Here is a 24,933-nt window from a genome sequence, read left to right on the forward strand (position 1 = left end):
TTGCCATGCCAGCATGATGAACGCGATCACAATTGTTTACAACTAATTTCTGCCGGTCATAGGGGCTGAACAGTCACGTGGGATCTTCATGCCAGAAGGACGATAGCTTTCGCGCAGTGTCCTATAATGACGAAAGAGTCGGTGAACTACAATGGATCAATCCACTTACTACTTTGGCCATGTGGTCGTTATGCCGGACCAGTCAAGACCGTTCTTTAAATCGGAGAATAATGATTAATCCTACTACCTTGGCCTTGGATCTAGAGGGGACGCTTATTTCCAACGCAGTTAGTCAAATTCCAAGACCAGAATTATTCTGGTTTCTTGACTCGTGCAGAGGTTTATTTGAACGCATCGTGATTTATACCGCCGTGAGCGAGGATCGATTCAGAAAGATAGCCAATTTATTAGCTCGTGAGCAGGCCGTGCCTTCCTGGTTTGCGAACTTGGAATATATTAACTGGGACAAAATTACAAAAAATCTGTCCAACATTCCAAATGCGAAGGTGGCGGAGACCGTATTGGTTGATGACCAAAGGGAATACGTTCATTCCGGTCAGGATGAACAATGGATCATGGTTCCGGAGTTTCTACCGCCCTACGACATTAATGACCGCGCTTTACGCAATATTATCCAGCAAATGAAGCATCGATTCACATTACCACAGTTATGAGCAGACGTCTTTTAAACCTTCGCCGTCCAAATACATGTCAGCTTTTTGACCTCGAACTGATCTAACCATTCCCAACGGGAGATGCGAATATCCATTGCCTTTTCAGCTTCCTTTATATGGCTGGCGAAAACGATTTCGCCAATCCCGGCGATCGTTAGAGTGACGATACACTCGCAAACCAGGTCATAGGCTGCTGGTATTACATGGAAATTATCAGGAAGCTTCCACACAGAGATTGATTCAATTATTTTCCCGGGTTCATGTTCGGCTGGCATTAAATCGACCGACTTTTGAATTTTTGCTCGCTCGCCCAAGCGATCCTCGGATTCCAATACATCAAAAAAATCTTTTTCATCAACGTCGCGAGCAATCTCCCGCACAACGATCGACCCTAGAAAGTCATCGTCATAGAGGACGACAGTATGACCACCTTCATAAGTGATGAAAAATGGCCCTCCATAACAATCGATGAGCGCCTCTGCCAGATTTCCCACATCCCGCACGCTGCAATTCCTATTAGCGGGCATCCCAAATTTTATTTTCAAAACAGACTTACCAACCATGCGATTGAAAATTTCTGTGCTTTCCGACGCTAACAGATAGTTAATGCGCCGACGCCTCAGCCTTCTAGCCTCAGACATATTATGGTTTTCCTTTCTTTGCGAGTTCCAACATCACTCTGATGATTTCAAGCACGGCAAAGCTTGATTTCCCTTGAGACAATCCCGCAGGATCAGCCACCAAAACCCGGCCGGATGCCGTTATTATCACCTGGAAATCGCCGATTGTATTTGTATTGATGTGCAATTGTATCTTCTCAAGGTCGGCGACACTATTTGGACCTAGACGAGCGAAGGCCAAAGCCTCTTCCGCTGCATCATTAAAAGCAGGTTTAACGGTGATTCCACCTTTGAGGTTTTCCATTAACATCCCTGTTTGCCCGTCTGTTGTAGGTGCAAGCCCGTAATTCTTAACGACCGGAACGTCTGCTTTGCTCAGTTCATTCAACTCCTTAATCTCGGCCTGCAATTCAGCAGTTGAGCCAGATTTTGCGGTTGCTATAACCTTGGTGGGATCATCCTTCACCAGGTACACCGTCTTGTACTCGCCAGCGCCGATTTTCTCACCCAACGCAACAGGCGCGCTATTCGGGGGGGGGGGCGGTGGGCCGGATGGAACGACATTTGGACGCACTGCGGAATTCGCCTCGGCAAGCGCGTCCACCTTGGCCGTTTCAGCAGCCTCGGCGATACGTACTACTTCCGCAGCTTTTGCAAGGCGTGCCGCCTCGGCAGCCTCTGCGCTACGCGCCGCTTCCGCCGCCTTGGCAATACGCGCCGCTTCAGCAAGCTCAGCCACACGCGCTGCAGCTGCGAGGTCAGCGGCGCTCATAGCTGTGGTAGCAGCGCCAAGTTCACTGATGAGGCCAACACTTCGCGTTAGCGCTCCCAAGCCGCCCGTCAAGGCGCTTAAAACATTGAGATCTTTCTCCGCTTTCTCGGCCACTGCTTTTTTATAAGCGCTGGTCCCGGGATCCGATATCGCGTTCGCTATAGGATCGCCATTGGTACAACTCACCGCAGGGCAATTCGCAACCAGCGGAAAGTACACCGAACCATCAACCTGCATCGTTACTCGCGTTGTTCCAGCTGGTGCTGGAGGAAGCGAACCGGTGCTGAAGTACGTAGGGCCCGGGGTAAGGATATACGGGCTTGCCGCTCCACCGGTATTTGTGATGATATAGGCTATCAACTCATTGCTCGGCTTTTCCGTCTTGCGCTCAAGGAGCACTCTCGGGCCTTCTCCTCCCACCGGCAAGTTTCGGTCGACTTTCACGGTCTCCAGATAACTTTCGCCCGTCATGACATTCTTAAAGTCGAGGAAGACTTCCCGCGTTTCCTCTGGCACGATGACCTTTCCGTGAATGTCCTTCAGGCCTGCGTAGCGCAAGGCATCCTGAATTTCCTGCTCGCTGAATCGACCGCCGCTCTTTTTCGCCAGTGTCTTGGCGGCAAGCTTGTCTCCTGGGTGGAGCCGGCGATTGTTTTGCTCGGCGGCCAGCGTCAATCCAGCAGTCTGACTATTTCCAGCTGCAGCGCCAACGCCCATACTGACAAGATCGGCAATGAAGTTTTTGCCAGCCGCATCCAAATGGCCACTCAACTTCTCAAGACCGGGGGCGATCGCCTCGTTGATCGCGCCCGCACGCGCCCCGTCCAAGGCGCTGTTGCCAGCAACGCGACTCAGGGCTGCCGTCGCCAAGGCATGCAAGGCGACCTTGTTGGGACTGCCGTCTGACCATGCCTCGTACTGATCCTTATACTCCGCCATCGTCGCATCGGCGTTCGCAATTGCTTGCGTCAGCTCTTCGCGCTTTTTCGGATCAGCTTCTGGTGCGCGGTACCCGTCAACGCCATTGAGCGCATCTGCAAACGCCTTTTTTTGTCGCTCAGCGTCGGTATAAGGTTTCGTCTTGCTCGCAGCGAGATCGCCGATTGCCTTGTACGCGTAGGGTGCACCCTGCGTTGCGGCCATTTCCCCGATGGAATCGCCAGCGATGCCACCAACCAACATATCGGTGACCAGTTTTAACGCACGGGCATGATTGCCCGAAGCGCTCCAATCTTGCAGCGTTTTTTGGGCGTCGGAAATCTTTTGCTCAGCAGTGCTCTGGCTGAGCGCGGCGCTATTTCTTGCTTCCTGGGCAGCCGCTTTATCGACAAGCGTGCTAGCCGGGTTATCAATAATTTCTTGCGCAACCTTGGCGGCATTTCTCGCCGTCTCTATTTCTTGCGTCGCCTCAGCTCCGCGTTTCAAGGCCGCCCTGGCAATATCGCCCGCAATTTGCCCAATGGCGGCAATCACGGTCCCGCGCGCGGCCGACATTGCCTTTTGCTCCGCAACCATTTTCTGAAGATCAGGCAATGCTTCGACTGCTTTGTTTGCATTCGCCGCATCCGTCTGGCCGCCGAGACTCGCCGCGCCATCCAACGCCTGTCCGCCGATGTTCAGCTTGCCACCGGTCAGCGTCGCGTAGGTCGTGGAGCTGTCGCTTCCTTTGTTGACGACAACCTGCGGTGGCGTGACATACGGATTGTTGGCCGCGCCGCCCAAGGTGTCCATCTGCTGGGAAACCGTGGTCGGAGCCGAAGGGGCCGGCTGGCCCGGCTGCGGCGCGATGGCGCGTCCGTCACTGGTGTGGGTCGTATTCGCGCCCACGCTGAAGCCGCCCGAGACGCTGATGGTCGAAGCCCGGTAATCCATCTTGTTCTCAAGGTTCTCGAACGAAATGGCCTTGGCAGTCAGGTCGGAGTTCTCCGCATTGGTGCTGGCAATCGCGCCGCCCTTGAGGACAACGGTATCGGCTTTGACGTGATAGCCACCGTCACCGGCAAACAGGCCCGACTGCTCCACAACTGCGCTGCTATTGCCGTTCGCCTTGGACTGGCTGGCACTGCCAGAAACATCCCACGCGCTGCCGATCGCCACTTGCACGCGCACGCCGACGTTGGTCTGCTTGTTGTGCTGGCTGGCCGTATCCTGCACCGACTCGATGGCCAGCTTGCCGCCCACATCGGCCGCGATGGTCGCGGCCTTGACGTCGGCGCCCCTGAGCGTGGTGTCGCCGGCGGAGACCAAATTGACGGTATCGCCCGCCAGGTGAGTGTTGCCGTTGATGACAGCGGCATTGTCGTAATTGCCGCTGCCGGCATTTGCCGTGGCGTAGGCATAGACGCCGGTCTTCGCACCGAGCGAGTAGCCGACGCCAACTTCCACACCGGCGCTCTTGTTGTTGCCTGTGCTGTCGGAAGTACTTTGCGCGCCGGTCAGGACGATGGCGCGCGCCGAATCGAGCGTCAAGGTCTTGGTCGCGGCCACGTTCGAGCCGGCCACCGTGATGTCCCCGTCAGTACTGTTCAGGGTGACATTGCCCGCCGCATTGATGGTGCTGCCGTGCGCCTCACTGCTGCTGCGCTGGTCATGGCTGGAAGCGCTTGCAAAGCCGATTCCAACTTCGCCCTTGACCAAGACGCCGTCGTTCGCCACAGCGCTGCCAACCTGGTAGGCATTCGCCGCCGCCGCCATGTTTTGCATTGTCTTCAGGCGGCCATCCGAATCTTTGGCCGCATCCACGTTGTTCGCCAGGTCGATCAACGGCGAACTGATGCGGGCAAACGCGCCAATTTTTAAGTCGGAATTGTTCTGCGACATGGCTGCAGCGCTTGCCGCCGCTCCGATATCGATTGCCTTCGCCGTAATACCGACGTCCTTGTCAGCCAGCACATTACTCGACACCTGGGTGTACTTCTCCCCTGCCGTCAGGGTGACATTGCCCTTCAGGCTGGCGACATTCGACGCGACCTGCGTCAGCTCGCCACTGTTATCGTTATGCTTAACGATGTTATACCCGGCAAAGCGCTCGGTATCCGAAATCACAACCTTGCCGATCGCCTTGTTGTTGCTGTGATTCTCGTTCGCCAGGCCGTTCTGGCCGCTCTCGATGGTCAGGTTTCTGGCCGCATTGATCGTCGTGTCGCCGGTGGCCACGACGGTGCTGCCGGTCAGGGTCACATCGCCCGTGGTCGTGGCCAGCCTGGCCGGGCCGCCCACCGACAGTGTGGTCCCGGTAACACTGTCGGTATTGCCATTGCCGTTGCTCTTCTGATTGAACGCGCCTGCAAACAGCGCGCTGCGGTTGTCGAAGCTGGCGCCCTTGGCCTTGCTGCTCTGCGACTGGCTTTCCAAATTATGGGCAACATCGAGCATGATATTGTCCTGGGCCAGGAGCAGCGCTTTGCCTTCGGCGCGCATGCTCGTGCCTTCGCTGGCGATGCTGCCGCCGGTGGCCAGGATCGTCAGGTCGCCGCCGGCCTGCAGGGTACTTACCCTGGCGCCGTTGCCGGCATGGTCCTGCGTGCCCGACGAACTGCGCGAGCCGGCTTGCACCACGACGGGGGTGAGCGCTGCGAATGCGCCATCGGCAATGCCTTCGAGGTGCTTGATGCCTTTGCCGACCGCGCTGGTCGTATTATTACCCTGCTCGCTTTCTTGCTTGGCGCTCTTGAAAGCGGCCATCGGATCGAGGGTAACGCCGACCGAGAAGCCGCTCGACTTAGCTTGCTGCGCCGTATTTGACACACTGGTTTCTTGCGCCGCCGACAGTTCGACATGTTTGCCGATCAAGGTCAGGTCCTTGCCCGCTGCGATATCGGACGCGCTAATGCTCAGCTGTTCGCCGGCTTGCAGACGCGTATTGCCGCTGTTCGATGCGACCACCGAACCGGCCTGGGTCAGCTCGCCCAGGTTGCCCTGGCTTGCGCTGCTCGATTTGCCGTAACCCACACTGAGCACCCCGGCCGAGAAGCCGCCGGTGAAGCCCTTTCGCTTGACTTCAACGCTGTCGGCCGCCTTGTACGTCTCCACCGCTGCCGCCAGGGTCAGCTTGTTCGCCGCCGCCAGGTTGACGTCATGTTCACCTTGAACCGTCGAACCGACCAGCGCGATGTCCTTGCCGGCCGTCATGTTGACGGTGTCGCCCGACAAGTTGCTGCCGATGGCGCTGCTGCTTTCCATCATAGTGCGGGTGGTGGTGGTTTTGGTCCTGAAGATGTTCTTCTTCTTTTGCTGCGTCCCCACGTCCAGCATGGCCGTCGCCACGCCGGCCACGATATTGATGCTGTTGCCGGCCTGGGCGGTGAGCGCGTCGCCCGCTTCCACGTTCGCGGCCCGCAGGTCGATGTCGGTTCCCGCTTTGAGCGCAATGCTGCCGGCGGCCACGATCTGGCTGCCAACTTCGGTCGTGGTGCTCTCCTTGCGGAAATTGTTGGCGTCCTTGATGACGTTGTTGGTCGTCGAGGTCGTCAAGGTGCCCAGCTCAATGTTGCGCCCCGCGCTGATGACGGTTGCGCCGTTCTTGCCGGCGTTGCCCACCTCCGCCGCCAGCAGCTTGACGTCGCGGCCCGCTGACGCCACCAGCACGCCTGCGCCGCCCGTCACGTAAAGACCGGCCACCCTGTCGATCGCGGTGTTGCCGGGGACCGCAGCGGCGTTGTGCAGCGTCGACTCGACCTTGAGGTCGTTTCCGGCCGTGGCCACCAGCGCACTGGCGCCGGTCACTTTGGCGCCCGGCAGGTTGATGTCGTTGCCCGCCGCCAAGTTGACGGTGTCGCCCGCCATGCCGCTGGCGATGGTGCTCGTGGTGTCGCTCGCACTGCGCGTGGTGATTGTCTGGCTGCCGAAGAAGCGCTTCTTTTTGGACTGGCTGCTCTCGTCGACCTTGCTCGTGGCCACGCCGGCCACCAGGTTGATGTCGTGGCCAGCCTGCGCGGCCAGCGCAGCGCCCGCCTCGACCTTGGAAGCGCGCAGGTCGATATCCGTGCCCGCTTTGAGCGCAATGCTGCCGGCGGCCACGATCTGGCTGCCCACTTCGGCCGTGCTGCTCTCCTTGCGGTAATTGCTGGCGTTCTTGATCGCGTTGTTCGTGCTCGTCGTCGTCACGGTGCCCAGCTCGATGTTGCGACCGGCGTTGACAATCGTCGCGCCATCCTTGCCCGTGTTGCCGATCTGGGCCGCCGTCAGCGTGATGTCGCGTCCGGCCAAGGCCGCAAGAACGCCGCCCTCGCCGGTCACGTTCAGGGCGGCCACCTTGTCGATGCTGGTGCCACGCGTCGTCGTGACAAGGTTGATGTCGTTGCCGGCGGTGGCCACCAGCGCCTTGACGCCCGTGACGGTCGAGCCGGATACCAGGATGTCGTTACCGGCCCCCATGTTCACGGAATCGCCGGTAATGCCGGCCGCGCCGGTGTTGAGCGTGGTTAGCGCGATGTTGCGGCCAGCCTGGACAATAGTCGTACCATCCTTGCCGCTGTTGGCGAGCTGGGCCGCGGACAGATTGATGTCGCGGCCGGCCGCAGCCGCCAGCACTCCACCCTCGCCCGTCACCTTCAGGGCGGCCACCTGGTCGATACCCGCACCGCGCGTCGTCGTGACGAGGTTGATGTCGTGGCCGGCAGTGGCAACGAGGCCGTTGCCACCAGCCAGCGTCGCGCCGGACACCAGGATGTCGTTGCCTGCCGCCAGGTTCACGCTGTCGCCGGCCATGCTGCTGGCAATGGTGCTGGTGCTGACGGTCGAGCTGCGGGTGGTCGTGGTCTTGTTCTTGTTCTTGAACGAGCTGGCCGCCTTGGTCTGGCGGCTCTCGTCCACCGTGCTGGTGGCCGCGCCGCCCACGACATTGATGTTGTTCCCCGCTTGCGCGGCGAGTGACCCGCCCGCCTCGACCTTGGAAGCGCGCAGATTGATGTCCGTGCCCGCCTTTAGCCCGATGCTGCCCGCGCCGACGATCTGGCTGCCCACTTCGACCGCACTGCTCTCTTTTCGGTAATTGTTGGCGTCCTTGATCGCGTTATTCGCCGTCGTCGTCGTCAGAGTGCCCAGTTCGATGCTGCGCCCTGCATTGAGGATGGTTGCGCCATCCTTGCCGGCGTTGCCGATCTGCGCCGCCGACAGCGTGACGTCGCGTCCGGCCGAGGCCGCGAGCACGCCGCCCTCGCCCGTCACGTTCAGGGCGGCCACCTTGTCGATGCCCGAGCCGCGCGTGGTCGAGACGAGTTTGATGTCGTTGCCGGCCGTCGCCACCAGCGCCTTGACGCCCGTGACGGTCGAGCCGGAGACCAGCAGGTCATTGCCCGCTGCAATACGCACCGTATCACCGGCGACGCCGCTGGCGATGCTGCCTGCGCCGGCGCTCGCCAGCGTGCTCAAGCCGATGTTGCGCCCGGCCGTGACGATGGTTGCGCCATCCTTGCCGGCATTGCCGATCTGGCCCGCCGACAGGGTGATGTCGCGCCCGGCCGAGGCGGCAAGAACGCCGTTTGCGCCCGTCACATACAGGCCCGCCACATTGTCGGCGGGGGCGCCGGCCCCGGCCACCTTGCTGGCCTGCCCCGTGTCCGTGAGAATCTTGATGTCGTTGCCGGCCGTGGCCACCAGCGCGTCCACGCCCGTTACCGTCGAGCCCGACACCGAGATGTCATTGCCGGCCGAAAGGCTGACCGTTTTGCCGGCCATGCCGCTGGCAATCGCGCTCGCGCTCTCGGTCGTGTTGCTGGTGGTCGTGGTCTTGGTCGTGGTCTTGCCCTTGAACGCGCTTTTCGTCGTGCTCTGGCTACGCTGGTCGGTCCTGGTCGTTGCCGCGCCGAGCACCAAGGTGATGTCGTTGCCGGCTTGTGCGGCAAGCGCGCCGCCCGCTTCCACCCTGGAAGCGCGCAGGTCAATGTCCGCGCCCGCCTTCAGTGCGACGCCGCCGCCAGCGCTGATCTGGCTGCCCACTTCGGTCGTGGTGCTCGCCTTGCGGAAATTATTCGGATTCGTGATCGCGCTGCTCGCCACGCCCGTCGTCACCGTACCGAGCTCGATGTTGCGGCCCGCATTGACGACCGTTTCCCCATCCTTGCCGGCGTTGCCGATCTGGCCCGCCAGCAGCTTGATGTCGCGCCCGGCGGAGGCTACCAGCAAGCCGTTTTCGCCCGTGACGTACAAGCCCGCCACGCGCTCGATGCCGGTTGCGGCGCTCGTCTGGCCGCCGGCGGCGCGCGTGATGGTCGTGGTGGTCGATGCGACGTTGATGTCACGTCCGGCGGTCGCCACCAGCGTGCTGTTGGCCGAGATGGCGCCGCCAATATTGTTCAGGTCAGTCCTGGCCTGTACCGCCACGGCATCGCCATGGACGCGCCCGCCAAGGTTGTGCACATTGTCGGCCGTCATCCTGACCACGTCGCGTCCCGCGATCGTGCCCGTGTTGACCAGGTCGCCCGTCAGCTTGATGTCGACATCCTTACCCGACAGCAAACCGCCGCTGCCGTCGAGGTCGCCTTCGCGCACCCGCACATACACCTGGGGCACCAGTACTTGCTGTACCGAGCCGTCGGCCAGGGTCACGTCTTTTTGCACCAGCCACACGATGTCGCTGCTTAGCACCGCCATCTGCGCCGCGCTCAAGGCGATGCCCGGGCGCAGGTTCAGGGCATGGGCATACGCCACGCCGGCATCCATGAGCGCACGGTATTCGTCGTCGTCATTGGTGAATTCGCCCAGGAAGCGGCGGCCGGTCAGCTGCGCAACCTGGGCCCGCACCAGGCTTTGCTCGTAGTAGCCGTCGCCGAGGCGCTTCTGCGTCATGGCCGGATCGACTTGCAGCAGGTTCAGCATGTAGTCGGAGCCCAGCCATTGCCGGTAATTGGCAAAGCGCGGATCGGTCTCGATCAGGTAACTTGCCGAACGGGACGGATTGACGGCATACAGACTTGCATTCGGAACGCGCGTGTTCGGGTCGCTGGTGCGCACGATTTGCGCCCCGCCCGCAGGGTTCGCCAGCAAGACCTGGTTGATCTTGCCCACCCGTGCCACGTCCGGCACGCTGGCAGCGCTTGCGCTGTGGGCGCTCGCGCCAGCCGTGCCGCCGGCGTCGGCGGCCGTGGCGACCGACAAGCTGGCGCGCTCGGCCCCGTCGGTGGCGACGATCAGTGCGGCCCGGCTACCGGTGACGGTGCCCACTGCCGTGGCCAATACAGCGCTTCCCTGGTTACTGCTGGCAAGGTCGACATCATCGGCCTCGGCTGCATGGCGGTTGACGACGCCGTTCTCCGCTTGCAACCCCGTCGCGCCAGCCGATCCGGGCGCACTGGCGCCGCCATTGAGCGCTGCGTGAGCGCCATTGACGGCGCCTGCATCGCCGTTCTGGCCTGCACCGTCGGCGCGATCGCTTCGGTCCAGGCCATCACGGCCTGCGACTGTTGCAGCGAACCGGTTGGCGACGCTGGCGCCGCCAAACAGCTGCGCCACCGCGCCGGTCCAGCCGGCACCGGCCGCGCCGCCATTGACGGTCGCTCGCGCGCCGGTTGCGCCGCCCACCTGGCCGTTTTGGCCGGCACCGGCGGTACGGTCGCTGGCGTTCAAGCCGCCCGCGCCGACCGCGTGCGCGGCCTGGCGCCCGACGGCGCCGTCGACGGCACTCGCAGCAGGCGCGCCGCTGACGATGGCCGCCTCGCGCGCATCCGCGCCGGCGGCGCCCGGCCCGCCGGTGGCGCCGTTCACGGCCGCTCCCGTCAGCGCGCCCGGCACCTTGCCTTGCTGCGTGTTCGCGTCGGCCAGGTTCTGTTCGTACCTTGCCGCCGGACCCGCGTTAAACAACTGGGCCGCGCCGATGCTCAGCAAGCCGCCGGCAAGGATTTCGCTATCCGTATTGACGACATTGTCGGCACTGATCGTCAACGCGCCGCCTGCCACAATATGGCCCGCACCGGAGCCGGCGTTCGAATTGCCGACGTAGCCGGCACCGAGGTTCATGCTGCCGAGCGCTTCGATGGTCGCGCTGGCATTGGTGACCAGGTCAGCCCGGCCGGTCGCCTGCCTGCTCGCGTCGAGCGCGCCGCCGATGGCCATGTCGCCGCCGCTCAGGATCAAGGAGTGATCCTGGTTATCGATGTACAGGGTGCCGATGTTGAGCGCCTCGCGCGCGGCGATGGTCGCGCCGACCCCAAATTCGGCCCGGTTATATACATGGCTCGCAGCGATGTTCAGACGATCGCCATAGACCCGGCCAGTGGCCGCGTTATTGAGAACGGCGGCAGTCAGATCGGTGTTTACGCCATCGATGACGCCGCGATTGGTTATAGTATTAAAAGCGAAAAGTCGCGTGGTATAGCCGCTGATGTCGCCGGAGTTGATATTTTCGATATACTGCGCCGAAATGTTGAGCGTGCCGCCCGCTTGCATCCGGCCGGCATTGTAGAGGTTAATCGCGGAGAACGTCACGTCACCATTCGCCGTGATCTCGCCGCTATTCGTGTGGATATAGTCGCCGATCAATTCGACACTGATGTTTCCCAGCGACAGAAGGCGACCGTCGCCACCCAGGCTGGCCGCCTTGATAATGCTCGACTGGCCACCGATCATGGTGCCACCCGTGTTGGTGATCGACAGCGTGTGTGATTGATTGATATCGATGAGACCCATGCTGGTGCCGGCGCTGATCAAACCATTGCTGTTGTCGACAGTCCCGCTGCTGATGAGGAAAATGCTTTCGTCCGCCCGCATCGCGCCGCTGGCATTCTGAACGATGGCCGCTCGCATATCGATGTTGGCGCTGCTTTCGATGCCTTGCCCGGCGCCACCGGTATTGCGATTGTCGATTGCGTCGGCGTACATCGTCATGCGGCCGCCCGAGCGGATAAGGCCTTGCCGGTTGTCGATGGCGACCGGGTCGGTGCGCCACCATGTGGTGTCGGCCAGCGTGAGTTCGCCGAGCGCTTGAATCTGGCCATTGCGGTTGTCCAGGCCGGCCATATCCAGCGTCAGGCTCGATTCGCCAACAATCTGGCCACCGGCGGTATTGCTGATGTAGCCAGTCGTGCCGGTGAGGACTCCGCCGGCGGCGGCGAAGCCGGCTGCGTTATTCCAGGTGCCGACAAGGAACTCGGCCGTGCCGCCGCTGACGATGCCGCCGGCAACGCCTGGGTGCAGCGCCGCATAAGCGCCCGCGTTGGTGTTGGTCAGCGTATTGCCGTTAGTGCCCAGTACGAGGGTGCTGCCGGCCTGCAGCAGCCCGGCGTCATTGTTCAGCGCGCCGCTCGTTACGCTCATTGCCTGCGTCGCGGCGATCGTGCCCAGATGGTTGTCAAGCGCCTGCCCGCTGGTGTTGATCATCAACTGATTGCCGACAATGGCGCCGGCCTTGGCGTAGCTGGCCGTTTGCGTGTTGCTCAGGCCACTACTGTGCAAGGCAATGTCGCCGGCAGCCTGGATGACGCCGCTGTCGTTGGTGAGCACGCTGCCGGTCGTGACGCTCACGTCGCCCAGTAACGACGCCAGCTGGCCGCCGGTATTGTCTAGCGTGGCGCCCGCCAGCGCGAGCGCGCCATTGGCGACCAGCAAGCCTTGCACGTTATGGATGCCTTGCACCGCGCTCACGCCCAGCGTGCCGCCAGCGCTGACCTGGCCCAGGTGGTTGAGGACCACGTTCCCGCTGAGTGTCGTGTTGGCGCCGCCTGCGATCAAGCCGGCGCTGTTGTCGAGCGTACCGGTCGCGCCAATGGCCAGTGCCGCGGCGCCCGCCGCTTGCACGATGCCGCTCTGATTAAGCAGGTTGCCGGTGCCGACCGTGGTGCCGCCATTGCTGGCGACGATGCCGCCCCGATTGTCCAACGTGCCGGTGACACCAATGCTGGTCGCGCCCAAGCCCAGTTGCTTGATGTCGCCCAAGCGGTTGTCCAGGTTGGCTGCGGTAATCGTGATCTGCTGCGCGATGGTGCTGGCGCCGGTGTGGTCGATATTGCCGGCAGCGATGGTCAAGCTGCCGTTGCCCGTGATCTGGCCACGCGCGTCATTCAAGCTCGCCGCGTTCAAGGTCAAGGCGCCGCTGCCGGCGTGTTCGATGCGGCCGTCAGTATTGACCAGCGTGCCCGCTCCCAGCGTCAGGTTGGTGCTGTTGACGGCGACCTGTCCAGCCGTATTGTCAAAGGCGCCGCTCACGGCGATGGCGGTGTTGCCGCTGCCGCTTTGCACGATCACGCCCTGCGTATTATCCAGGCTCGCTGCCTGCACCACCAGTTGGCCGGCGCTAAGGGTGCCGCGTCTGTTAACCAGCGCGTCGGACGCCGCGATCGACAAAGTGCCCGCCGTTGCCAGCGCCGCGTCGGTGGTGGTGACGTTACCCGTGGTGGCGTTGAGCGCGATATTGCCGGCGCTCGTCTGGCTACCGCTCAGGTTGACGGTGGCGCCGGTCAGGATTGCGCTGCCGGCGGCCAGGTTTTGGCCGCTCGCCGACAAGCCCTGGCTTGCCGTCACGCTCAGCGCGCCCGCTTGCGCCATCGCGCCATCGAGGCCGATACCGGCGGCCAGGAGGCTGCCGGATCCGCTGTCCAGGCTGTTGGCGCTGATGGTTGTATTGCCCTGGGCGGCAATGGTGCCGCTGTTGACCAGCGCGCCGCTTGCGGCCAGGGTTTGGGTGCCGGCCGCATACAGGCTACCCGTATTGGTGACATTGGTCGCACTCGTGTTCAAATTGCCGCTGGCGTATACGCTGCCGCCTGTATTGTCCAGGCTGGCGATGTTCAGCGTCGCATTGCCGGACAGGGCCTGCAGGTCGCCACTGGTGTTGTCAACGTTACCGCCGCTGACGCTCAAGCTGGTGCCGGCCGCAATGAAGCCGGCCGTGTTGGTCAGCGCGGCGTCTGCACTGACGCCGACGGCGCCGACGGCCGCGATGCGTCCGCCGCTGTTGTCGATTGTGGCCGCGGCGATCGTTGTGTCGCCATAGCTTTCAATGGCGCCGGCGCGGTTATCCAGGTTGCCGCTGAGCGTGAGGCTGGCGCTGCCATTTCCGAGTTGGACAATCTGTCCGGCGCGGTTATCCAAACTGGCCGCGGCAATGCCGATGCGCTGGGCGCTGGTGGCCGCGTCGCGGTGGTCGATGCTGCCAGCTGTAATGGCCAGCTCGCCGTTGGCGGTGATCTGACCGCGCTGGCCGCTCAGCGTGGTGGCGTTGATTGCCAGCGTGCCCGCGCCGGCGTGTTCGATCACGCCGTCGGTGTTGATCAAGGTGCCGGCGCCGAGCGTCAGGTTGGCGCTGTTGAGCGCGATGCGCCCGGAGGTGTTGTCGAGCGTGCCGGCCAGCGTGATGGCGGTGTTGCCCGCGCCGCTCTGAACGATGCGTCCATGGTCGTTGTTCAGGTTTGCCGCATTCAAGATCAGTTGACCGGCGCCCAGTGCGCCCTCGCGATTGTCCAACGTCTGGGCCGCGCTGATGTTCAAGGTGCTCGCCGTGCCGAACGCGCCCAGGGCGGTGACGACATTGCCGCTGCTTGCCGTGATGGCGATGTTGTCCGCGTTGGTCTGGCTGCCGCCCAGATCGACAGCTGCGCCGCGCAATACTGCGTTGCCCGCGGCCAGGTTGGTGCCGCCCGCTTGCAAGGCATTGACCGCGTTCATCGTCAAGTTACCTGTTTGCGCCAGGGTCCCGTCGGTGCGCATGCCGGCGCCGAACAGGCTGTCCGCTCCGCTTGCGACGCTGTTGGCCGTGACGGTTGTATTGCGCAGTGCGGCCAGCGAACCGGTATTGACCAGTATGCCGCCCACGTTCAAGGTCTGGTCGCGCCCTGCATACATGACGCCGGCGTTACTCAGGTCACCGCTCGTGCTGGCTGTCAAATCGGTGCCGGCGCTGAGCGTGCCCTGGTTATTGAGCACGCTGACCGCGTTCAGGGTCAGCGCCCCGGCGCCGGCCTGAATTGCGCCGCGCGTGTTCTCCAGCGCCGCCGCCGATACGCCCAGCGTATGCGCGGCGGCGATGACGCCGTCGGTATTATTCAACGGGCCCAGGCTGCCCACGGTGGCCGCATCGCTGGAATTGATGCTGCCGGCGATGTTGTCGAGCGCGCCCGCCTGCACCGTCAAGGCGCCGTTGCCGGCGATCTCGCCGCTGGCGTTATCGAGCAAGTGCGTGACGTTCAGTGTCATTGCCCCGATGCCCCCTTGCTGCAGATGGCCGGCGCGGTTGGTCAGGCTGGCGGCCTGGATGTTCACGTTCTGGCCGATGGTGCTCGCGCCGTTGTGGTTGAAGGCGCCGGCGCTGATGTTCACGCCGCCGTTGCCGGTTACGGTGCCGCGCGCGTCATTCAGAGTTGCGGCGCTGATGGCCAGCGTGCCCGCGCCGGCGTGTTCGATGGTGCCGTCGGTATTGACCAGCGTGCCGGCGCCCAGCGTCAGGTTGGCGCTGTTGACGACGATGCGGCCGGACGTGTTGTCCAGTGTGCCGCCCAGAGCGATGGCGGTGTTGCCGGCGCCGTTCTGGATGATCGTGCCCAGCGTGTTGTCCAGGCCAGCCACGTGCGCCACCAGCTGGCCGGCGCTCAGGTCGCCGCGCGCGTTGATCAGCGCGCCGCTGGCCGATACGGCCAGCGTGCCGGCCGTTGTTACTGTGGCGTCGGCGGTGGTGACGTTGCCGGCGGTCGCGTTCAGCGCGATATTGGCGGCGCTGGTCTGGCTGGCGCCAAGGTCGACCGAGCCGCCCTTCAGGGTGGCACTGCCGGCGGCCAGGTTCTGGCCCTTGGCCGACAGGGCCTGAACGGTTGTCACGTTCAAGTTGCCCGACTGGGTCAGTATGCCGTCGGCGCCCAGCCCCGCGGCCAGCAAGCCGGCCGAGCCGCCGGTCAGGCTGTTGGCGCCGATGGTGGTGTTGCCTTGCGCGGCGATGACGCCGGTGTTGACCAGCGCCCCGCTGGCGGACAGACTTTGGCTGCCCGCCGCGTACATCTGGCCGCTGTTGACAACGTTGGCGGCGCTCGTCGTCAGATAGCCGCTGGCGTACATGCTGCCGCCCGCGTTGTTCAGGTCGGCGATGTTCAAGCTGGCGTTGCCGGCGATCGCCTGCAAGGTGCCGCCGGTGTTGTCGACATTGCCGCCGCTGACGCTCAGGTCGGTGCCGGCGGCGATAAAGCCCGCGGTGTTGTTGATCGTCGCGTTGACGCCGAGCGCACCGACTGCCGCGATGCGTCCGCCGCTGTTGTCCAGCGCGGCCGCCGTAACGGATGCGTCGCCATTGCTCACGATCGCGCCAGCGCGGTTATCCAGGTTGCCGCTGGCGGTGATGCTGGCGCTGCCGCCGCCCAGTTGGGCAATCCGCCCGCCCCGGTTGTCCAGGCTGGCCGCCGCGATGGCGACGCGCTGCGCCGTGATCGCCGCGTCGCGGTGGTCAAAGCTGCCCGCCGCGATGGCCAGGCTGCCGTTGCCGGTGATCTGGCCGCGCTGGCCGCTGAGCGTGGCCGCGTTGATCGCCAGCGTGCCGATGCCGGCGTGTTCGATGATGCCGTCGGTGTTGACCAGCGTGCCGGCGCCCAGCGCCAAATTGGCGCCGTCGGCGGCGATGCGCCCGGACGTGTTGTCCAGCGTGCCGGTCAGCGCAATGCCGGTGTCGCCCTCGCCGCTCTGGACGATGACGCCGTGCTCGTTGTTCAGGTCAGCGGCATTGAGCGCCAACTGCCCGGCGGTCAGCTTGCCCAGGTGGTTGTCCAGGGTTCGCGCGGCCGTGATGCTCAACGTGCCGGCCGTGCCGATCTCGGTCTGGGCGGTCTTGACGTCGCCCCCGCTGGCCGTGATGGCGATGTTGGTCGCGCCGGTCCGGCTGCCGCGAAGGTCAACCGATGCGCCGCGCAATACCATGTCGCCGGCCGCCAGGTTGGTGCCGCCGGCCTGCAAGGCGCCCGCCGCATTGACCGTCAGCTTGCCCGTCGGTGCCAGGGTGCCGTCGCTGTGAACGCCTGCGCCGAGCAGGCTATCCGCGCCGCTCTGGACACTGCCGGCGCTGAGCGCCAGGTCGCGCACCGCGAGCGCCGAAGCGCTGTTGATGAAGGCGCCGCCGACGCTCAGTGCCTGGTCGCGCCCGGCGAACAGCACGCCGCCGTTAAGCAGATCGCCCGTGGTGCTGACGGTCAGATCGGTGCCTGCCTGGAGCTCGCCGCGCAGGTTCGCGAGCGTGCCTGCGGACAGCGTCAACGCGCCGCTCGCCTGGACCAGGCCGTCGGTATTGATCAAGGCGCCCTGGCTGCTGACGGTTGCCGATGCGCCGGAAGTGATGCGGCCAGCGTCGTTCTCCAGCGCACCGGCGCGCAGCGCCAGGATGCCATTGCCGGCGATCTCGCCAGCGCCGTTATCGAGCTGGCCTGCGACATCGATCACGATCGTTCCGCCGCCGCCTTGCAGCAGGTGGCCGCCGCGGTTGTCCAGGCTTGATGCCTGCACTGTCACGTTCTTGGCAAACGTGACGGCGCCGCTGTGATCGAACGCGCCGGCGTTGATGTTGACGGCGCCGTCCCCGGTGATGCTGCCGCGCGTATCATTCAGGGTGGCCGCCGTCAAGGCCAGCGTACCTGCACCGGCGTGGTTGATGCTGCCGTCGATGTTGACCAGCGTGCCTGCGCCAAGCGTCAGGTTGACGCCGTTGAGGGCGATGCGGCCGGCCGTGTTGTCCAGTATCCCGCCGACCGCAATGGCGGTATTGCCGGCACCACTCTGGAGGATGGTTCCCTGCGTGTTATCGAGCGCACCGAGTTGCGCGGCAAGTTGGCCGGCGCTCAGTGTGCCGCGCGTATTGACCAGTGATCCGCCGGCAGTAAGGGCGAGCGTGCCGGCCGTTGCCACTGTGGCGCCTGCGGTACCGACGTTACCGGCGCCCGCGTTCAGCGCAATGTTGGCAGCGCCGGTCTGGCTGCCGCTCAAGTCGAGCGCTGCGCCGGTCAGCGTGGCGTTGCCGGCGGCCAGGTTCTGGCCTTTGGCGACAAGGCCTCGGGCCGTCGTGACAATCAAGTCTCCGGCCTGCGCCATGCTGCCTTCGGCGTTGATACCGGCGCCGAGCAAACTGCCGGCAGTGCCGTCCAGGCTGTTCGCGCCGATGGTGGTATTGCCGTGCGCTGCAATCAGGCCGCTGTTGGCAAGCGTACCGCTGGCGCTCAGACGCTGGTGGCCGGCTGCGTACAGCTTGCCCGAATTGGCGACGTTGGCGGCATTGGTATCCAGATTGCCCGCGGCGTAGACGCTGCCGGCGTTGTTGTTCAAGTCCGCGACGTTCAAGGTGGCGTTGCCAGCGAGCGCCTGCAGGCTGCCGCCGGTGTTGTCGACGTCGCCGCCCGAAACGCGCAGGCTGGCGCCGGCGAGGATCACGCCCCCAGCGTTGTCCAGGGCGATGCCGGCGCTTGCATCGACGTTGCCGGCGGCCGCGATACGCCCGCCGCTGTTGTCGAGCGTGGCGGTGGCGATGGCCGCGGCGCCGTTGCTTTCGATCGCGCCGGCGCGGTTCGCCAGGCTGCCGTCAACGGTGATGCTGCCGCTGCCGTTTCCGAGCTGGGCGATCTGTCCGCCGCTGTTGTTCAGGTTAGCAGCCGCAATGGTGACGCGCTGTGCGGCGATGGCGCCGCCGCGGTGGTCGATGCCACCGGCCGTGATGGCCAGGTTGGCGGTTGTGGTGATGCGGCCGCGCTGCCCGTCCAGGGTGGCGGCGTTGATTGCCAGCGTGCCCGTGCCAGCGTGTTCGATGTTGCCGTCGGTGTTGAGCAGCACGCCCGCAGAAATTGTCAGGTTGGCGCTGTTGACCGCGATCCGCCCGAAAGTGTTGTCCAGCGTTCCATCCAACATGATGCCGCTGTCCGTCAGGCCGCTCTGGACGATGACGCCATGGTCGTTATTCAGGCTCGCCACGTTCAGCGTCAGTTGCCCGGCGTTCAAGTTGCCCAGGTGATTGTCGAACGCGTGGGTGGCCGAAACGCTCAGCGCGCCCGCCGTGCCGATCTGGGCCTGCGCCGTGCTGACGCCGCCGCCGGTGGCCGTGATGACGACGTTGTCCGCGCCGGCGCGGCTACCGTCAAGATCGACCGAGGCGCCGCTCAATACCGCGTCGCCCGCGGCAAGAACAGTGCCGCCGGCACGCAGTGCGCTCGCCGCGCTCAGTGTCAGCTTGCCCGATTGGGCCATGCTGCCGTCGGCGTGGATACCAGCGCCCAGCAGGCTACCCTGGTCGCTTTGGATACTGCCGGCCGTGAGCGTCATGTCGCCCTGCGCGGCCACGGAACCCGTGTTGATAAATGTGCCGCCAACGTTCAATGTCTGGTCACGGCCCGAATACAGCACGCCGTCGTTTTGCAAGTCACCCGCGACGCTGGTCGTGAGGCTGGTACCGGAGGCCAGCGTGCCCTTGCTGTTAATCAGGCTGCCCGTGTTCAGGGTCAGCGCGCCGCTGCCGGCCTGGATCGTACCGCGCGTGTTGTCGAGTGCCTTGGCCGACACTGCCATCGCATTGGCGGCCGCGAACACGCCGTCGGTGTTGTTCAAAGCGCCCTGGCTGACGACGGCGGCCGATGCGCCGGCCGCGATGCGGCCATGGTCGTTATCGAGTGCACCGGCTTGCACAGCCAGGGCACCGAGGCCGGAGATCTCGCCGGCGCTGTTATCGAGCAGACCGGCAACGTCGAACGTCATGCCGCCCACGCCGCTTTGCAGCAGGCGGCCCGCGCGGTTGCTCAGGCTTGCGGCCTTGACGCGCACGGTTTGCGCCGAGGTGCTGGCGCCGTCGTGGTTGATGGCGCCGGCATTGATCGACAAACCGCCGTTGCCAATAATGGTGCCATGCGCGCCGTTGAAGGCATCGGCGCTGATGGCCAGCGTGCCTGCGCCGGAATGTTCGATGGCGCCGCCGGTGTTGATCAGCGTAGCGGCGTCCAGGGTCAGGTTGTCACTGTTGACTGCGATGCGGCCAGCCGTGTTATTGAGCGTGCCCAACAGTCCGATGGAGGTGTCGCCGGTGCCGATCTGGATGATCGTACCCTCGCTGTTGTCCAGGTCAGACACGCGGGCGACCAATTGCCCGGCGCTCAAGGTGGCGCGCTGGTTGAGCAGCGAAGCGCGGGCCGTGACGGCCAGCGTGCCAGGCGTGGTCACGGTGGCATCGGCGCTGGTGACGTCGCCGGCGCTTGCGTTGAGCGTGACGTTGGCGGCGCTGGTCTGGCTGCCGCTCAGATCGACCGCGGCGCCCGCCAGGATAGCGTTACTGGCCGCCAGGTTCTGGCCATGAGCGGCCAGACTTGCGATCGTGTTCACATTCAGGTCGCCCCGCTGCGCCATCGCGCCATTGGACATGACGCCGGCGCCGAGCAGGCTGCCCGCGCCGGCGAAGATGCTGTTGGCGCCGATGGTGGCGTTGCCTTGTGCCGCAATGACGCCGCTGTTGGCGAGGGCGCCGATGGCGCTCAGGTTCACGCCGCCGGCCGCGTACATGCTGCCGCTGTTGTCGATGCTATTGGCGACGGCATCCAGATCGCCGCGCGCATAGATCCCGCCGGCCGCGTTGTGCAGCTGCGCCACGCGCAGCGTCAGGTCCCCGCCCAGCGCCTGCAGGCTGCCGCCGGTGTTGTCGAGGTTCGCGCTGTTCATGCTCAGCGCGGTGCCGGCGGCGATCGTTCCGTCGGTATTGTCCACGTCGCCGCCGCCGATGGCGGCGCTCCTGGCCGCGACGATGCGCCCGGCGCTGTTGTCCAGGTGCGACGAAGTGAGCGCGATCGTCTGCGCCGCGACGCTGGCGCCGCGATGGTCGATGTCGGTCGCTTTGATGGTCACGCTGCCGTTGCCGTCAATCTGGCCGCGCGCGCCGCGCAAGGCCGTTGCCGTGATCGCCAAGGTGCCCGTGCCGGCGTGTGAAATGAGCCCGTCCCGGTTCAGCAGCGTGGTGGCGTTCAGGGTCAGGTTGCCGCTGTTGCTGGCGAGCTGGCCGCGGGTATTGTCCAGGATGCCTGGCAATGTCAGCGCCAGGTCGGCGCTGCCGAACTGCGAAATCTGGCCGCCGATGTTGGTCAAGTCGTGAGCGCCGATGCGCAAAGTGTTGGCGGTTACGCCGGCCGCGTTGGTACGCAGAGTGCCCGTGGCGCCGAGCGCCAGCGTGCCCTGCGCGCTGATGCTGGCGGCGCTGGCGTCGAGATCGCCGTCGGTGGCCGTCAAGGCGATCTGGTCGCCGAACACGCGCGCGCCCGACAAGTCGAGCCGGGGCGCGATGACCTCGATGCCGCCGGCGGCGGCCGCAGTGCCATGCAAGGCGGCCGATACGGCGGCGCTCAGGCTCAGCTTTCCGGTGGTGCCCAGGCTGCCATCTGCGTTCATGCCCGACGCGAATACAGCGCCAGGGCCGGCCTCAATGCTCAGCGCATGTACCGACGTATTGTTCTTCGCTGCGATCATGCCGATGCCGACCAACTCGCCGCCGCTGGTGACACTGGTGTCGGCAGCGGCATACACGGTGCCGGTGTTGGCGATCGCGCCGGCGGTACGGATGCTGGCGTTGGCGCCCTGCCCCGTCGCTTGCAAGCTGCCGCTGTTGCTCAGCCATCCGTTCGCGTCGAGCACCAGGTTGCCGGACGACGCGGCCAGCACGCCGGCGTTGCGTACGCCAAGGCCGGCCTCGGTGCCTATCATGGTAATTTTTCCGGCATACATGCCGCCCAACTGTGCCACGTCCAGCGCCACGACCGGTGCCGTGCCGATTGCTGCTGTCGCGCTCGCGGCGCCGCCCGGTGCTGCGGCAATCTGGTTGGCGCCGGTGACGAGCTGCAGTTCCTTGGCCCAGACGCCCGCATTGATTTGCAGTGCACGCGCCAGGATGGCGGTAAAGTCGGCTTGCGTGACGTCCAGCCCCAGTCCGTTGATCGATACCGTGCCGCCCCGTACCAGATAGCTTTCAAGAGTGCCGTTGTTCAGCTGCGCGGTGCCGGTGGTGATAGTGACGCGGCTGGCGTTGATGAAGCCGCCGCCGTCGACCTGCACGCCGGACGGGTTGGCGATGATGACTTCGGCGCGCTGGCCGGCCACTTCGACATAGCCGCGCAACTGGCTCGGGTTGGCCGAATTGACTTCGTTGAGGATCACGCGCGCGGGACCGGTCTGCAGCCAGGGATTGCCCTGCACCCAGCCACCGATCTGGCTCTGGACGTCGGTGCGGCTGTTGTTGAGTACGGCGCCATTGGACGTGATGTCGAACTGGCTGTAGGTATTGCGCGACACGCCGGCCGCGCTTGGCGTCTGGATGTTCACCAGCGGCACGCCGTTCGTCGTTTGCAGCACCGTCGGGCGCTGGTTGCCGGCGGCGTTGGGGTCGGCCTTCACTTGCGCGTGGGACGGGCCCGCAGCGAACACCGCCACGCCGAGCGCGGCGCAGGTGGCCACATACAGCGGCCGCAGGGCCGTGGCCAGGACGCCGAAAGGCCCCCTATTGAATGCGCCTGCCGCATCACCTTCGCCGCTGGCCGCCTTGCCCGAGGAAGGGGCGTTTTCGGCCACGACCATCATTTGACCACGGCGTTGGTTGAAGATGATGCGATACAGGTGCTTGTTCATGGGTGCTCGACTATTTTATTGTTCGTTCAATGAGAGGAATGCCGCGACGCGGGCAGCTCAAAAACCGCGGTTCAGGGAAAAGCCAGCAGTGCAGCCTGCAGTCCTGAACAGTTCCGGCTTGCGCAGGGGCGCCCCGGCGAATACGTCGTACTGCGCGCTCAATAGCTGCCCGCGCAAGCCCAGCACCGCGCCAGTGAGCCGCTCGCCCAGCAGGTTCTTGCCCGAGGATCCGCCTACTGCGCCATGGTCCAGCCCGACATACAGCTCCTGCCCGGCGCCGAGCGGCACCCCGACTTCGTTGCGCAGCAGCCAGCCACGCTGGCCGATCAGGCTGCTGACGCCGTCGAAACCGCGCACCGTATAGCGCCCGCCGATGGCGAACCGGTCCTGGGTCAGCAGCGCGGTGCGGTTGTTCTGGATGCGCCAGGCGCCCGAGTAGTGCAACTTGTTGCCGGCCAGCGTAAACGGCGCGCTCAGGTTGGCATCGGCGGTGACGACGGCAAAGCGCGAGGTGCCCTCGCCGAATGCCTCTTCCGGGGCACGCTCGGCACCAAAAGCGCCGCTGCCGTGGCGGTAGTTGAGATGCATTTCGAGCACGGCGGCGCCGAAGTTTTCGCGCTGCTCGAGCCCGAGTTCCCAACCGGCCATGCGGCGCCGTTGCACCTGCACTTCGGTGTCGTCAATGAAGTTGCGCGAGGCGCGCTCCCAGAAGCGCAGCGAGACCGTGCTTTTGCTGTCGGCGTCGCGAAAGACCAGGCGCGCCAGCCGGATGTCGCCATTCCAGTTGGTGCCGGCGTAGCGATAGTCCTGGCTGGCGCCGGCCACCGTCTGGAAGTAGGCGCTGTCGCTGGCGGTAACGCCCAGCAACCAGTAACCGTAGGGCACGGAATAATGGACAGCCCTGGCGCGCGTGGCGCGGTCGGACGCGAAGCCCAGGTCGTGGTTCATACTGAAATAGAACAAGTCGTTCATGCCCAGCACATGGTCGAGCGACAGTGTCACGCCGCCTTGATATTTCCCGGTCGCTTCGCTGCCGGTGTCGTCGGCGGACAGGCTGACGCGATAGCGCTTGTCCTGCGTCCACTTGATGCCCAGGTCGCTTTCTCCAGGACCGGCGCCGAGGCCGTCGGCGGGCATGATCTGGATATCGGCGTCGGCCGTGGGCACGCGCTTGAAGTTTTCCAGACCTTGCTCGACGGCGCGCAGATTGAGCAGGTCGCCGGCAGCGGCCGGCACCGCGTTCCACAGCGCGACACGCACGTCGCTACCCGGCAACGCGCGCACGGCACGAATGCGCCCGGGAATCACGGTCAGCGTGAGCGTGCCGGCCTTCAGGTCTTGCGGGGCAACCAGGACGCGCGTGGTGACGTAGCCGCGCGCCAGGATGGCGTTTTGAACCCGGCGCACCACCAAGTCGATGGCGCGCGCGCCTAGGCAATGGCCGGTGGCGACGTCTTCCTGCCCCACGGCGGCCTGGTCGGCTGCCGCGAGCCCCCACTGGAACTTGTCGGCGGCGCCGCCGATGAGCACGATGTTGTCAATCCTGAAACACGGCGCTTCGTTTAAGGTGAGGCGGGTGGCGTCGGCGACGCCGGTTGCGGACGGCAGGCGCACGTCGGGACGGCGCTCGAGCTGTTCACGCAGCAGACGCGCGCGTTCTTGCTCCCGCAGCACTTCCTGGTCGATGGCGGCCGGGGGGGATTGGCTAAAGGCATGTGCGGCCGGCAGCATGGCCAGCAGCAGAGCGATGTTTTTAGGTAGGGCGCGCAGAGCGCGCGACGACAGATTGCGCTGTGGCGCAGGAAACTGATGCATTGATGCCCTCTGGGGATGTTGAAATTCAGGAACGTGCTGCTAGCGGATGCGCCTTTCCCCAACATCGCGCAAGCGATGCTTCCATATCTGAGGGCTGCGTGGAACAGTTACCGTTTTCGATGCCATGCCAGCACTTTTTTAAGTGCCTTAATTGCAACTAAAATTTTATTGATACTAAATAGTAATTTATCATTACAAATAGTAACATTATTCCATGGCATGTAAGTACTGCGGTTACGTTTCTGGAGGAATTATTCAGACCGCGTTGGGCTGTCATCTAGGTAGGACAGAGGATGCTGTGCGCCAATGGAGATGGCCGCCTGCGTTCGACAGTTTTAAGTTAGTTTTCACCAATTTTCTTGGGTGCGCCCCATACGAATAAAGTACTTACAAATTTTCTCTGACATAGTGAAATTCTTCCAATTACAGCTTTATCAATATCGGTAATTTGCAAGCTAGTTGTCGCCTAAAAGCGGTTTCTACGCTGCTTTTTTGAGTTCTGGATTTTTCTCCTTTT

4 protein-coding genes are annotated in these 24,933 nt (G+C 64.0%); 1 reads left to right on the forward strand and 3 read right to left on the reverse strand.

Annotated features, from left to right (window positions below):
* Positions 1-230 precede the first annotated feature (230 nt).
* Complete coding sequence (locus tag ACP7BV_RS25725; RefSeq protein WP_426107734.1) at positions 231-674, forward strand: NIF family HAD-type phosphatase; 444 nt, start codon at positions 231-233, stop codon at positions 672-674.
* A gap of 11 nt (positions 675-685) precedes the next feature.
* Here ACP7BV_RS25725 and ACP7BV_RS25730 read toward each other — a convergent pair whose 3' ends face one another.
* The 3 genes from ACP7BV_RS25730 to ACP7BV_RS25740 are packed head-to-tail and all read right to left on the reverse strand — an operon-like array spanning position 686 to position 24,332.
* Positions 686-1,315: a hypothetical protein gene (locus ACP7BV_RS25730; RefSeq protein WP_426107735.1), complete on the reverse strand. Its 630-nt coding sequence runs from the start codon at positions 1,313-1,315 to the stop codon at positions 686-688.
* A gap of 1 nt (position 1,316) precedes the next feature.
* Entirely contained in the window at positions 1,317-22,601 is a 21,285-nt protein-coding gene (locus ACP7BV_RS25735; RefSeq protein WP_426107736.1) for a hemagglutinin repeat-containing protein, read from the reverse strand.
* Positions 22,602-22,658: 57 nt separating this feature from the next.
* Entirely contained in the window at positions 22,659-24,332 is a 1,674-nt protein-coding gene (locus tag ACP7BV_RS25740; protein WP_426107737.1) for a ShlB/FhaC/HecB family hemolysin secretion/activation protein, read from the reverse strand.
* Positions 24,333-24,933: the final 601 nt, after the last annotated feature.

This window comes from Massilia sp. TSP1-1-2 (assembly GCF_049896185.1).
Lineage (GTDB): Bacteria > Pseudomonadota > Gammaproteobacteria > Burkholderiales > Burkholderiaceae_D > Telluria_A.

Excerpts from the sequence above, each read along its gene's own strand:
- ACP7BV_RS25735 (WP_426107736.1), bottom strand. The coding sequence starts at position 22,601 with ATGAACAAGCACCTGTATCGCATCATCTTCAACCAACGCCGTGGTCAA.
- ACP7BV_RS25740 (WP_426107737.1), bottom strand. The coding sequence starts at position 24,332 with ATGCTGCCGGCCGCACATGCCTTTAGCCAATCCCCCCCGGCCGCCATC.
- ACP7BV_RS25730 (WP_426107735.1), bottom strand. The coding sequence starts at position 1,315 with ATGTCTGAGGCTAGAAGGCTGAGGCGTCGGCGCATTAACTATCTGTTA.
- ACP7BV_RS25725 (WP_426107734.1), top strand. The coding sequence starts at position 231 with ATGATTAATCCTACTACCTTGGCCTTGGATCTAGAGGGGACGCTTATT.